At 53.4% G+C, this 13,182-nt stretch carries 12 protein-coding genes; 5 read left to right on the top strand and 7 right to left on the bottom strand.

From position 1 onward, the window contains the following. Positions 1 to 226: 226 nt before the first annotated feature. Positions 227 to 1,345 (bottom strand): tRNA 2-thiouridine(34) synthase MnmA, encoded by a 1,119-nt coding sequence (mnmA, locus tag GN107_RS02000; RefSeq protein WP_308779399.1) that lies wholly within the window; start codon positions 1,343 to 1,345, stop codon positions 227 to 229. Positions 1,346 to 1,574: 229 nt separating this feature from the next. Here mnmA and GN107_RS01995 point away from each other — a divergent pair, with 229 nt between their 5' ends. The 3 genes from GN107_RS01995 to GN107_RS01985 all read left to right on the top strand — a co-directional run bounded on the left by GN107_RS01995 (position 1,575) and on the right by GN107_RS01985 (position 4,160). After that, positions 1,575 to 2,162, top strand: a complete 588-nt coding sequence (locus GN107_RS01995; protein ID WP_155285903.1) for a TetR/AcrR family transcriptional regulator C-terminal domain-containing protein — start codon at positions 1,575 to 1,577, stop codon at positions 2,160 to 2,162. Positions 2,163 to 2,279: 117 nt separating this feature from the next. Next, on the top strand, positions 2,280 to 2,414 hold the full coding sequence (locus tag GN107_RS01990; RefSeq protein WP_155285904.1) for a methanol dehydrogenase: 135 nt from the start codon (positions 2,280 to 2,282) through the stop codon (positions 2,412 to 2,414). 48 nt (positions 2,415 to 2,462) lie between these two features. Further along, positions 2,463 to 4,160, top strand: a complete 1,698-nt coding sequence (locus GN107_RS01985; protein WP_155285905.1) for an oleate hydratase — start codon at positions 2,463 to 2,465, stop codon at positions 4,158 to 4,160. Between the two features lie 98 nt (positions 4,161 to 4,258). Here the strand turns inward: GN107_RS01985 and GN107_RS01980 are convergent, their stop codons facing one another. The 5 genes from GN107_RS01980 to GN107_RS01960 all read right to left on the bottom strand — a co-directional run bounded on the left by GN107_RS01980 (position 4,259) and on the right by GN107_RS01960 (position 7,812). Then, complete coding sequence (locus GN107_RS01980; RefSeq protein ID WP_155285906.1) at positions 4,259 to 4,888, bottom strand: DedA family protein; 630 nt, start codon at positions 4,886 to 4,888, stop codon at positions 4,259 to 4,261. A gap of 76 nt (positions 4,889 to 4,964) precedes the next feature. Beyond that, complete coding sequence (locus GN107_RS01975) at positions 4,965 to 5,306, bottom strand: DUF1831 domain-containing protein (protein ID WP_155285907.1); 342 nt, start codon at positions 5,304 to 5,306, stop codon at positions 4,965 to 4,967. 346 nt (positions 5,307 to 5,652) lie between these two features. Then, the gene (locus tag GN107_RS01970; protein ID WP_155285908.1) at positions 5,653 to 6,810 is read right to left on the bottom strand and encodes a cysteine desulfurase family protein; all 1,158 of its coding nucleotides are present in this window, start codon (positions 6,808 to 6,810) and stop codon (positions 5,653 to 5,655) included. Positions 6,811 to 6,827: 17 nt separating this feature from the next. Then, on the bottom strand, positions 6,828 to 7,523 hold the full coding sequence (locus GN107_RS01965; RefSeq protein ID WP_196246225.1) for a 5'-methylthioadenosine/adenosylhomocysteine nucleosidase: 696 nt from the start codon (positions 7,521 to 7,523) through the stop codon (positions 6,828 to 6,830). Positions 7,524 to 7,554: 31 nt separating this feature from the next. Beyond that, positions 7,555 to 7,812 carry a hypothetical protein gene (locus GN107_RS01960; RefSeq protein ID WP_155285910.1) on the bottom strand — a complete coding sequence of 86 codons (258 nt, stop codon included), beginning with the start codon at positions 7,810 to 7,812 and terminating at the stop codon, positions 7,555 to 7,557. A 201-nt stretch (positions 7,813 to 8,013) separates the two neighbouring features. Between GN107_RS01960 and GN107_RS01955 the strand changes: the two genes are divergently transcribed. Both GN107_RS01955 and GN107_RS01950 read left to right on the top strand, forming a co-directional pair. Next, complete coding sequence (locus GN107_RS01955) at positions 8,014 to 8,934, top strand: 5-bromo-4-chloroindolyl phosphate hydrolysis family protein (RefSeq protein WP_155285911.1); 921 nt, start codon at positions 8,014 to 8,016, stop codon at positions 8,932 to 8,934. Beyond that, positions 8,924 to 10,144 (top strand): toxic anion resistance protein, encoded by a 1,221-nt coding sequence (locus tag GN107_RS01950; RefSeq protein ID WP_155285912.1) that lies wholly within the window; start codon positions 8,924 to 8,926, stop codon positions 10,142 to 10,144. Before GN107_RS01955 ends, GN107_RS01950 begins: the two co-directional genes overlap by 11 nt. 233 nt (positions 10,145 to 10,377) lie before the next feature. On the opposite strand, the gene ileS is transcribed toward GN107_RS01950, so the two are convergent. Further along, positions 10,378 to 13,173, bottom strand: a complete 2,796-nt coding sequence (gene ileS, locus GN107_RS01945) for an isoleucine--tRNA ligase (protein WP_155285913.1) — start codon at positions 13,171 to 13,173, stop codon at positions 10,378 to 10,380. Positions 13,174 to 13,182 lie beyond the last annotated feature (9 nt).

Here is a 13,182-nt window from a genome sequence, read left to right as displayed (position 1 = left end):
TCCTTCACTATAGTTTATTGAGCGCTAAGACATCGCTCTGTACTAATTATTTTAGCATATCCGCAGCCTAAATTACTTATCCCTACCAAAACATTTTTCTGCAACTCCCCGTCAGGGCTGGCTTTTACGGCTTCACGATTTTAGTTAGGTTATGCTAAGCAACTTGTGGGATAGAAAAAGGAGCGGCCGCAAAAGTGGCCGCTCCTCCAAAAAAATTAGCATGTTATTAAACGTACTGCAACTCCTGCGCTGCGGTGTAGGCGTGGTCGATGGTTCCCCCACCGAGGCACTCAGCACCGTCGTAGAAAACAACGGACTGGCCAGGTGTGATTGCCCGAACCGGTGCGTCAAAAATTACGTCGGCGGTGTCGGCGCCGGTCATCTTAACCGTGACGCCAACGTCAGGCTGACGGTAGCGGAACTTTGCTGTGACGTGGAACTCATCGCCAGGCTTGCTGCCGGTGAAGAAGGAAATACCACTGCAGTCGAGGCTGCTAGCCATCAGGTCGGGGTTGTTGAAGCCCTGGCCAACGTACAAGATGTTCTTCTTGATGTCCTTACCAACAACGAACCAAGGCTCGGAGTTCTCACTGCTACCACCAATACCAAGACCAGAACGCTGCCCGATAGTGTAGTACATGAGACCACTGTGGCTCCCCATGTCCTTGCCATCACGCGTCATCATGCGGCCAGGCTGAGCAGGCAAGAACTCACTCAGGAAGTGGCGGAAGTTCCGCTCACCGATAAAGCAGATCCCGGTTGAGTCCTTCTTGTTGGCAGTTGCCAAACCAGCCTCGGCGGCAATCGCGCGGACCTGCTTCTTCTGCAGGTGGCCGATTGGGAACATGGACTTCTTGAGCTGGTCCTGAGAGAGCTGGTTCAAGAAGTAGGTCTGATCCTTACCCTTATCGGCACCACGCAACATGTGCACAACGCCATCTGCATCGGTCTCAAGCTGTGCGTAGTGGCCCATCGCGATATAGTCCGCGTCAAGCTGCTCCGCGTAATCAAGAAAGGCCTTGAACTTGACCTCCTTGTTGCACATCACGTCAGGGTTAGGCGTCCGCCCTGCCTTGTACTCCGCGAGGAAATACTTGAACACACGGTCCCAGTATTCCTTCTCAAAGTTGATCCCATAGTAGGGAATGCCAATTTCCGCCGCGACCTTAGCTACATCCTCGTAATCTTCGGTCGTGGTACAAACACCGTCGTCATTCTTGTCGTCCCAGTTCTTCATGAAGACGCCCACAACGTCGTAACCTTGCTGCTTGAGTAGCAGTGCACTTACAGAGCTGTCGACACCCCCTGACATTCCCACAACGACACGGATGTTGGAATTATCCACGGTATCACCATCATTTCAAATAGATTCTAAAATCGCCGATTTGAAGGTCGGAATTCCAGTAATATTTAGTATACCAGTGTTCACCGGATTTTCAACACTTCTCAAAAGTAAGCATGCGGTCATTAATACCACGAAATAAGCACATTGTTGTTTGGGTACCAGCCACTAGCGTTTTACAATTAACAGTAAGGCCCGAGTTTTGGGGCAAAATGCGGAGGGAGTATGTACAATGAGTGCAACAACAACCAAAGTCCAGCTAGCCGACACACTTAAAATGATGATGCGGACCACCCCGCTGGACAAAATTACCATTGACGAGCTGACAACTAAGGCGGGGGTGACCCGCAACACCTTCTATTATCACTTCGAAGATATTTACGCCCTGCTTAAGTGGATCTATGACCAAGAAATTGTGAGTCAAATGCGGGCCCACGCCCAAATCGACGAATGGCATCAGGCCTACCAATTACTGCTCGACTACATATACGACAACCGCGAATTTTGCATCGCGTCCGTTCACTCAGTTGGGCGCGACCTGCTTGAGCGACTGCTGATCACCGTTTCCAGCGAAATGGTCCAACGCGTGGTGACCGACGCGGATCAGGAATTGCCGCGGGTGCTCGCGGATGACATCGTCAACTTTTATGCAATCGCCTTGGTGGGCCAGATCATTAAGTGGCTGATCGACGGGGTGGTTGAACCGAAAAGCGCATTGATGCGTCGCGCCGACATCGTGCTCAGTGGTGGGATCAAAAACGCAATCAGTAATGGCCGCAAGAGTTACGGTTACTTCGAGTTAAACAAGAATGAACATTAAAGTGCGACATTTTTGGGCAAAGCGCAGACTTTGCCCATTTATTTTGCCTAACCCCGGCTATACACTAAAAGCGTAAACAAATGAAACCGGATTCATCAAGAAAGTGAGGCTTTTAAAATGAGTAAAAAGCATGTATTTCTTTGTGCCACACTGTCTCTCGCACTGATTGGTGCCGGGCTGCTGGCAAAGCAGTTAGAGCTGTTCCGCGACGATGCGCAGGATTACGCGAAGTACGATACCAGCCACCAGTAAGCAGCTGCTGGCAACGCGGAAACAGAGTATTCTCAAGGAGGATTAGTCATGAGTAAAAAAACTAAGGCAATTATGATCGGTGCTGGTCTGGCCAACATGGCCGCAGCCGTTTATTTCATTCAAGAGGGCCACTGGAATGGTGAGAACATCACCTTCTATTCCCTAGATGACCATGGTAGTAACGATGGTGCCGACACGAGTACCCTCGCCGATGAGTACTGGAACAAGAACCACCCACTCAGCAACCGCAAAGGCTACCTGGCCCGCGGCGGCCGCATGCTCAACTACCGGACCTACGTTGACCTGATGGACCTGCTCGGGCGGGTGCAGTCCGTCACCGAACCAGGCATGACCGCGGCCGAAGACACCCACGACTTCGACGCCAAGCACCCGACCTTCGATAAGGCCCGCCTCATGCAGGGTGCGCGTGGCATCATTGATGGCGGCAAAATGGGCTTCAACAATCAGGACCGGCTGCTGCTGACCAAGCTGATCATGATGCCCGATTCTGAAGAACAAAAACTCGACAACGTCTCCATCGCCGATTACTTCAAGGATGACCCGCACATGTTCCAAACCAACTTCTGGTACATGTGGGAAACGACTTTTGCATTCCGCACCAAGAGCTCCGCGCAGGAACTCCGGCGCTACATGCACCAGATGATTTACGAATTCACCCAGATTGAACACTTGGTCGGTGTCAACCGCACCCGTTACAACCAGTACGAGAGCATCATGCTGCCAATCATTACCTACTTGAAGGACCAGGGCGTCAAAATCGTGCTGAACCGGCGTGTGACGGACTGGGAATTCAAGGACAGTGCGCTACAAGATGAAATCACCGTCACTGGCCTCAAGATGACCAACGTTGAAACTGGTGCGGAGGAGCACGTTGCCGTTGACGACGACACCGCCGTCATCTTCACCAACGGTTCGATCACCGACTCCACTACCTTCGGCGACTACGACACCCCTGTCGTTGAAAACATGGACTACGGGGCCGCATCCAGCCTCTGGAAGAAGGCCACTGAGCACTTCTACAACCTGGGCAACCCAGACAAGTTCTTTGCCGACCGGGACGCCAGCGAGTGGGTCAGCTTCACCCTGACCACTAAGGACCACCTGCTGCTCAACGAAATCACCCGTATCACCACGCAGGTACCTGGCAACGCGCTGAACTCCTTCCTGTCCACAACTCCGATCACACCGCTGGGCCAAGAGGACGTTAACATGTCCATCGTTGTTCACCACCAGCCCCACTTCACCGACCAGAAGCCTAACGAAGCCGTCATTTGGGGTTACTTCCTCTACCCACGGCGTCGCGGCGAGTTCGTCGACAAGCCGTACATTGAAATGACCGGTAAAGAAATGCTGACCGAACTCATCGGCCAGCTCTCCAAGGTCGACCCAGGCCCCGTCAACATCATCACCAAGAAGGACGCAATTTACGATTCCGTCGTCAACTGCATCCCCGTCTACATGCCTTACGCCTCCGCCCTCTTCAACAACCGCGCCAAAACGGATCGGCCTGAAGTCATCCCCGACCACTCAACTAACCTCGCCTTCACTGGTGAGTTCGTTGACCAGCCATACCAGATGATCTTTACCGAACAGTCCGCGGTCCGCTCCGGTGAGATTGCGGCCTACCACTTCGCAGGTGTGCCAATGAGTCGCTTGGTCAAGACGCCACGCTACGACAAGGACATCCCAACCTTGATGCGCGCCACCAAGAAAATGTTTGAATAATTAAATTAGCGTTTCATCTGGCAGCATTAACGCCGGCAACCAAAAGTAAAAAGCAGGTCAACTTCACCCTATCGGTGTGGTTAACCTGCTTTTGCTAGCTACTGCTTGTTTAATTTTTGCGTCTTAAACCGCCGCTTATAGAAAATCGCCACGCCGGCAATGAACACAAGCACGAGCACAATCAGGGCAACGAACGCGTACGTGTCAAAATACCCTGCCACCCGACTCCACGCGTGCCCAGCCGCCCGGCCAAAGTACACGAGGACGATGTTCCAAACGGCCGTCCCCGCGGCACTAAGCAGCACGAAGCGGCCAAAAGGCATCTTCGTGGTGCCAGCGGGAATCGAAATCAGGCTCCGCACGATCGGGATAAAGCGGCAGAAGAAGACTGCAGAGTTGCCCCGGCGTTTGAACCACCTCTCCGCCTTGACAATGTCGCTGGGCTTAAAGTGGAGCAGCCGCCCCACGCGCCCGCTGACGAGCCGCTCCAAGCGCTCCGTACTGAGCAAGCGCCCAACTAAATAAAGCACGATGGCCCCGAGCACGGAACCAATCGTGGCGGAAACAATCACCAGCGGGGCCGTCATGCTCGTGTGCTTGGTCATGAAGCCGGCAAAAGTCAGGACGACCTCGGACGGAATCGGCGGAAACACGTTTTCGAGAGTGATGAGTAACAAAACGCCAAGATAACCAAAAGACTCGATGGCGTCCATAATCAGATTTTGCATGGATACTCCTTTTTTGTCGGGGGTAAAGATTGCAATGTGCCTGTACTTGCTTCAGTCGCGTACCTGTGCCGAATCCTTATGCGTGCTCAAGCACGTTCCGGTCGATCAGGTCATCAACGACGTATTGATACTGTTCAACGGCATCCGCCGTCTTCGGTGACTTGAAGATGTCGACGGCCCGCAGACCGTTAGCGGTGGTGACGCTCATTGAGAGCTTCTTCATGTCCTTACTAACGACCACGCGCAGCTTGTTGGCAGCTGTCAGCGGGCTACTAGGGTCAAGCGAACGTTCCAACTGGAAGTTGCCCGCCTTTGTCACCAGGAAACCCGTGTCCCGCAGCGTGTAGCGCTTGACCAGGGAGCTGACCTTGTAACTATCATTTGATCCTAAAACCTTGGCAGTATCGGCTAATGCCATTTTGACCACTCCATTCACAGATATTACTTTAATTCTAGCACGCACAGATAAGCGCTACCAGCGCAGTTTATTTTGAAGCTCAGTCACAACGAGAAGCTTCGAAACTACTGCCGACCATCGCTGCCGGCCGACTCCTGACCGTTCGTAATTATGGTGAGGAGTCGGCCACCTCCGCTGCGCTCCGGATGTAGGATAGTAAGCGGCAAGCCGCAAACTCTCCCAGCATGTAAACGTGGCCCACAATGCAGCTCCTTCCGCTTAGCTTAAAAGGCTCCTACTCCCAAAAGTCGGGAATAGGTGCCTTTTCTGCTAATGCTCAGGAACTAACCGCATTGTGGTCCACTCTTTATTTTGCCCGCGCCAGCAGCCGCCGGACGATTTTGATCAAAGCATCACCAAAGGCATCGATTTGCTCCGCGGTGGTCGTCATGCCGTATGAAATGCGGATGGACTCACCAATGCGGGGCGAGTCAGCACCAAACATAGCGGTAAGCACGTGCGAGGGCTCGAGTGACCCCGCCGTGCAGGCCGAACCACCGGAGACAGCAAAACCGGCCAGGTCCAAGTTAGTCTGCAGCGCGTAGGTGGATACACCCGGCAGCCACAAGTTCAGAACGTGCTGCAGCCGTGGCCGCGCCAGGTCCCCGTTCACCGCAAACTTAACGTCCGCAGCGGTCAACTTTGCCGTCAGCTGGGCGCTGAAGTCCGCAAACTGCTGCTGGCGGGCGTTTTTCTGCTCCACATCCAGCAGGCTAGCCGCGGTGCCGAAGCCGACGATGCCGGGGATATTCTCGGTCCCGGCCCGGCGCTTGGTCTCCTGCTCGCCCCCCTTTTGGAAGGATGGGAAGTGAACATCTCCATCACGGTACAAAAGCCCGACACCCTTCGGCCCGTTCAGCTTGTGGGCGGAAGCGGAGAGCAAATTAACTCCCAACTCCTCGGGGTTCAGGTCAACTAACCCAAAGGCCTGGGTCGCGTCAACGTGGAACAACGCTTGGTGGTCCCGGAGCCGCGCACCGATTTCCTTGATGGGCATTACACTGCCGACCTCATTGTTACCGTACATGATCGATACCAAAATCGTGTCATCATCAAGCGCGGCGTCAAAATCAGCCAGACTAATTTCGCCCTTTTCGTCAACGGGCAGATAGGTCACCCGGTAACCTTGCTGCTCTAGTGCCTGCAGTGGTTTGAGCACGGACAGGTGCTCAATGGCCGTAGTGATGATGTGCTTGCCTTGATTTGCTTTTGCAAAAGCCACCTGGTTGATGACGGTGTTGTTGCTTTCGGTCGCACCACTCGTAAAGACGATGTGGTCAGCTTTGGTGTGCAGCACGTCGGCTAGTTGCTGGCGCGCGTGGTCCAAGGCCGTGTGCGCCTGCCGCCCGAAGTAATGGGTCGAGCTGGCGTTACCAAAATCATTTTGCATCTGTGCGGTCATTGCCGCGATCACCTCTGGCCGCATCGGCGTGGTGGCCGCGTTGTCGAGATAGACGTGCTCCAAAATTATCTTCCTTTCAGTTAATCGAGGTCCTTCAAGAATGCGAGTAGCATCGCCGCACTCTTCTTCCCGGCCTCGATAATAAACTTGTCGAAACTGACGCTGGCATCTTCATCGCCAACGTCACTCATGGCGCGAATGACAACGAATGGCAGCTTGAACTGCGTGGCAACTTGCCCGATTGCAGCCCCTTCCATTTCAGAAGCCAAAGCGTCAGGATAAATCTTCTTGATCTGCGCAATTGCGGGGGTGCTACTGATGAACTGATCACCAGTTACAATCAGGCCCACGTGTGTCGTCAGGTCAGTTTCGTGTGCAGCCTTTTCAATCAAGCCAACGTATTTCTCATCAGCCGTGAAAATCTGCGGCCGACTTGGCAACTGACCAGGCTTGTAGCCGAAAGCGGTGGAATCAACGTCGTGGTAGGCAACCCCAGAACTGATAACCACGTCACCGACCTTCAGACCAGTCCCGATGCCACCAGCACTACCGGTGTTGATGACAAGGTCCGGCTGGTAGTGGTCAATCAAGATAGCAGTGTTCATCCCCGCCTGCACCTTACCAATGCCACATTCAACGAGTGAAACTTCCTGACCAGCAATGTGGCCGTGGTAGAAGGGCTGGCCCGCTACCGTTTCGGTTTCTTTATCTTCAAGAACGTTGAGCAGTTCCCGAATTTCTTCTTCCATTGCACATACAACGCCAATTTTCATGATTATTAACCCTTTCTTGTTCCCGACAAAATCACTACAGCAAGAACAGCACTAAGTAGACCAACACAATCAGCACGATGACGATACCGATCGCCCAGTTCAGTTTCTGCTTCAGTCCGCTGACTTTATGGTAAGTCTGCTCGTCAAAACGCTGAATTTTTTCCGGGTGTTTGGACTCATCACGTGCATACTCGCGTTCCACCTCGACGCGCTTCTTGTCGCGCTCGGCCGCTTCTTCTTGTTCACGCTTTTGCTGCTCGCGGTACTCTTTTCTTGTCTGTGGCTCTTTCATGGGGAACCTCCATCCAGTCTGTAAGTCAAGTTTAATGATACACGTAACGCCTGATTTTTGCCACGCGTGTCGCGGCGGACAATTGTGGCATAGTGAATAATGTAGAAAAGTCACAATCTCATACCTTGGCCTGATATGCAAGCCCGCCCGCTATGCTAAACTGGGTCCAGATAAAGAAAACTTGAGGGGCAGTGACTATTAATGAGTAAAAAACAAACTCGTGGTGTCCGTTGGCTGCGTGTCATCATGTGGGCCTTCCTGGGCTTCATGTACACAGTCTTAGGAACCCAATCATTTGTAATCGGTGAACTGGGCGGCTTGGCTTTTGGCCTGCTGCGCTTCTACGCCGAACTACGCGGCGGCATCCGCGACACGGACGAGAGTCGACACTTTCGGGAATGGCAAACTGTCGCCCTGAGCTTTCTGGGCTTCGTGATCGCACTCGCAACGCGGAGCAGTCTCGACTACGGTCTCATCACCAGGGCCACGGGATTACTCGTACCCGTATTCGCGGCGGTGGTTGCCTACCTAAACGTTATTTGGCAGCGCCGGCCACTAAAAGAGGTGCCAGAAACCGTCAAGCGGCCAATGAGCAAGAAGCTGGCCGCCCACTACGAAGCGGCCGGCCTCAGCGACAGTGAGATTGACATGTTCCGCGAAACTATGGCTACCGCCAGCAAGAACGTCCACCAGCTTGAAAGTACCGTTCAAGGCGTACTTGAATTACAAGATATCATGGCGGAAAATGACACCATGAACATCATTCATGCCTACTTCAAGGCAATCGTGGATGAGCCCAAGCGGATGACCGAAGCCGCACCGTTCCTATACGAACAGCTGCCCAACATGGCGGATCTCACCCACAAGTACGCGATTATCAACCGGCACGAGGTGAAGACAGAGGACACCTACCTCGTCCTTTCCCAAGCCAAAGATGCGTTGCGCAAACTCGCGGAAACGATTAAGAATGAGTACACCGACTTCGTGCGCAGCGACATTGACGACCTTGATACCACCGTTAGCTTAACGAAACGGCAATTACTGGCCAAGGAGAAACCAATCGTGACCCCGCCAGCAGATAGCGATACTGATGTAGAAAAGGAAGACCATGATGAGCGATAAGACAGATAAAACCGATGCACAAAGTAATTTGACCTCCGACCTACTAAACGACCCCTTTGGCCAGATGAACACACCTCAACTGCAGCCAGACAAGGAAATGGCCGCGGCCAACATGGACGACCCCACGGCGGGGATGACAGATGCTGACAAGGAAGCCGCACACGCACTTGCCGACAAAATTGACCCTAATGACCAAACCGCGGTGCTTTCCTACGGGGCCAATGCCCAGCAAAAATTATCCTCATTTTCGCAAAACATGCTGACCAAAGTTTCCAGTTCCGACACCGGGGCCATTGGCGACTCACTGACCAGCCTGATGACCCGCCTGAATGAAACCAACCCGGATGAGTTGCGGCCTGAGAACAGCAATGTCTTCAGCCGTATGTTCGGTAAAGTCAAGCGCAGCATTTTTGAAATCACGGCCAAGTACCAAAAGATCGGGGCTCAAATCGACACAATTGCCGCCCACCTCGACAAGGAAAAGAACGGCCTGATGAGTGATAACCAGCTGCTCGAAGAACTTTACGGTCAGAACAAGTCCTACTTCGAGGCGCTGAACATCTACATCGCCGCCGCCAAAATGAAGCAGGAAGAACTAACCGCTAAACTCATCCCTGAAGCTCAGCACAAGGCCGAGACTAGTGGTGACCAGATGGACGTGCAAACCGTCAACGACCTGCAGCAGTTTGTCGCGCGTTTGGAAAAACGCACCTACGACCTGCAACTCGCCCGCGAGATCACGCTCCAGCAGGCACCCCAAATTCGTTTGATTCAGAACACGAACCAGGCCCTGGCGGAGAAAATCCAGGCCAGCATCAACACGGCCATTCCACTCTGGAAGAACCAAGTTGCGATTGCCCTCACCCTGCTCCGGCAGAAGCAAGCCGTTACCGCCCAACGCGAAGTTTCCGAAACCACCAATGACCTGCTCAAGAAGAACAGCCAGATGCTGAAGATTTCCAGCATTGAGACAGCCAAGGAAAACGAGCGCGGTGTGGTCGACATCGAAACCCTCACCCAGACGCAGAGCGACCTGATCGACACGCTGAAGGAAACCTTACAGATCCAGCAAGACGGCCGCAGCAAACGCCAAGCCGCCGAGAAACAGCTGGCAGCAATGGAGGACGACCTGAAGAACAACCTGCTCGATTACACTTCTGGCAACATGCAGCAGCGTGATCCGCAGACGCACCGGAAGGAAACTTTCTAAACAACTAATCCAATATGCACGCAAAAGCACCTGCAGTTCACCACCCTCAATGTTGTGAGGGGATGAGCTGCAGGTGCTTTGTTGTGATGTGGAAAAATTCCTAGTTTACGGTGCCGAGTCGAGCTGCGGCCCGCAGAAGCTTGCGCTTAACACACTTCGGAAATAATGCCCAAACCCGGCATTATTCCCGAAGTACGTTAATGCTCAGCTTCTGAACGCGGGCCTCCGCTCTGTTACTTCTGTTTACTCTCCAGCCCGTTCTCGACGGCTTCTGGGAAGTTGGCGCGGACGATGGCACTGCAACGTGCGCACAAGGTTGGGAAGGTTGCGTCGGTCCCGACATCAGTCCGAGTCATCCGGCAGCGTTCGCAGACTTCGCCTTCAGCGTGGGCAACGGTGATTGCACCATCCTTGAAGGTGGCGGCATCTGCTGGTGCCTTGGTGCCGGCTGGTTCAACGGTCAGGGCGGAGACGATGAGCAACTGCTTAACGTCAGCGTCTAGGCCGTTCAACAGGTCAGCCAGTTCGGTGGTTGGGTAGACGGTCAGGTGGGCCTCAAGCGACTTCCCGATGACCTTAGCATCCCGGGCCTCTTCAAGGGCCTTTTGCGCTTCACTACGGAATTCAAGGAATGCACCCCACTGCTTCCGCAGCTGGTCCGCATCAGCGTAATCCTGAACCTTTGGCATCTCAGCCAGGTAAGCGAATCCTTCTGCCTGCTTCAGGTATGGCCAGATTTCTTCAGCCGTGTGTGGCAAAATCGGCACAATCAGTTTGGTGAGCGCCAACAGCGCTGTGTCCATCACAGTCTGCATCCGGCGGCGTTTGATGTCGTCAGCTGCTTCGATGTAAACAACATCCTTCGCAAAGTCCAGGTAGAATGCGGACATGTCGTTAACGAGGTAACTGCTGATGGTCTTAACAACTGTGGAGAAGTCGTACTCATCGTATGCAGCAAGTGCCTTCTTGACCACGTCGTTCAGGCGGACCAGCATGTAGCGGTCAACACCACTGAGGTCCTTGTCCGCAACCGTGTCCTTGGCGGCGTCAAAATCACTGGTGTTAGCAATCATGAAGCGCATCGTGTTCCGGATTTTGCGGTAGGCCTCACTGGTCTGGGCGAAATTATCCATGGAGACACGCACGTCAGAACTGGAGTCGACAGTGGCAGCCCAGAGCCGGACGATCTCGGCACCGTACTGCTTCTCGACCTTGTCGGGAGCAATTGTGTTGCCGAGCGACTTACTCATCTTCTGGCCCTTACCATCGAGCGTGAAGCCTTGGGAAAGGATGCCGCGGTATGGCGCGATGCCAGTTGCGGCGACAGAAGTGATCAGGGAGCTGTTGAACCAGCCCCGGTACTGGTCAGAACCTTCGAGGTAGAGGTCAGCTGGGAACGACAGTTCTGGCCGCTGGGCAAGAACCGCCTGGTGGGAAGAACCAGAGTCAAACCAAACATCCATGATGTCGGTTTCCTTGGTGAACTTGCCGTTAGGACTGTGCTCGTTGGTGTAACCATCTGGGAGCAAGTCCTTAGCGTCGCGCTCGAACCAAACATTAGAACCATACTTGGCAAAAAGATCGGCCACGTGGTCAATGGTTTTCTTTTCCAGGATTGGCGTCTTGTCTTCAGCGTAGAAAATCGGGAGTGGCACACCCCAGGCGCGTTGACGGGAGATAACCCAGTCGCCACGGTCCTTGATCATGTTGTACAGACGGGTTTTGCCCCAACTAGGCTTGAAGTTGACCTTTTCAATCTGGTCCAGAATCTGCTGGCGGAATGCGTCAACGGAAGCAAACCACTGCGTCGTTGCCCGGTAGACAACGGGCTTCTTGGTCCGCCAGTCGTGCGGATATGCGTGGGTGATTGGAACGTGCTTGAGTAGCGCATGCTTTGCCTTCAGCGCGTCCATGACACTGTCGTTGGCCTTTTCGTAAAACTGACCTTCAAAACCAGGCGCGTTCTCGTTCATGATCCCGTGGGCATCAAGAACGGAGTAAACCGGCAGCCCGTACTTCACACCAACGTTGTAGTCGTCTTCACCATGACCAGGATCACTGTGAACCAGACCGGTCCCGGCATCAAGTGTGACGTAGTTGGCGTTCATAACCAAGCTGTCCCGACCATACAATGGGTGCTTAGCAACCATGCGGTCCATGTCCTTACCACTGAAGCTCTTGAGCACCTTAGGGTCGGTCCAACCAAGTGTTTCACCGACCGTTGCGAGCAAGTCTTGCGCAACAACAAACTTGCGGTCGTCAACTTGGACTTCAACATAGGTAAACTTCGGGTTAACAGTAATACCCAAGTTCCCAGGAATGGTCCAAGGCGTGGTCGTCCAAATGATTAGCTCGGCATCTTGATCGATAATGCCCTTGCCGTCTTTGATTGGGAAGGCAACGTAAATGGTTGGTGAGGTGATGTCTTTGTATTCAACTTCAGCCTCAGCAAGCGTCGATTCGGAACTCCATGACCAGTAAACTGGCTTCAGACCGTGGTAAATGTAGCCCTTTTCGGCCATTTTGCCAAAAGTCCGGATTTCTTCGGCTTCGAATTCCTTCTGCAGGGTGATGTAAGGGTGCTCCCAGTCGCCGGCAATGCCAAGGCGCTTGAAGTCCGTCCGCTGCTTGTCGATTTCCTTGAGGGCAAAATCCCGGCACATCTGACGGTAAGTAACCATGTCCATTTCCTTACGGTGGACACCCTTCTTCGCCAGCTGCTGCTCAATTGGCAGACCGTGCGTATCCCAGCCGGGAACGTATGGTGCGCGGAAACCAGCCATGGACTTGTAACGCACGATGATGTCCTTGCTGACCTTGTTCAGAGCGTGGCCCATGTGGATGTTCCCGTTGGCAAATGGAGGCCCATCGTGGAGCATGAAGGTTGGCTTACCTTCATTAAGCTTCTGGCGCTGTTCATAAACGTGGTTCTCATCCCATGCTTTTTGCCATTCTGGTTCACGCTGCGGAAGCCGTGCACGCATTGGGAATGACGTTTTGCTCAAGTTCAGTGTTTCTTTGACCTTCACAATTATTCC

Source organism: Lacticaseibacillus zhaodongensis, assembly GCF_009687905.1.
In the GTDB taxonomy this organism is placed as follows: Bacteria; Bacillota; Bacilli; order Lactobacillales; family Lactobacillaceae; genus Lacticaseibacillus; species Lacticaseibacillus zhaodongensis.
Note: the sequence above shows the minus strand (reverse complement) of the source record. Positions and strands in the feature narration are given on the sequence as shown.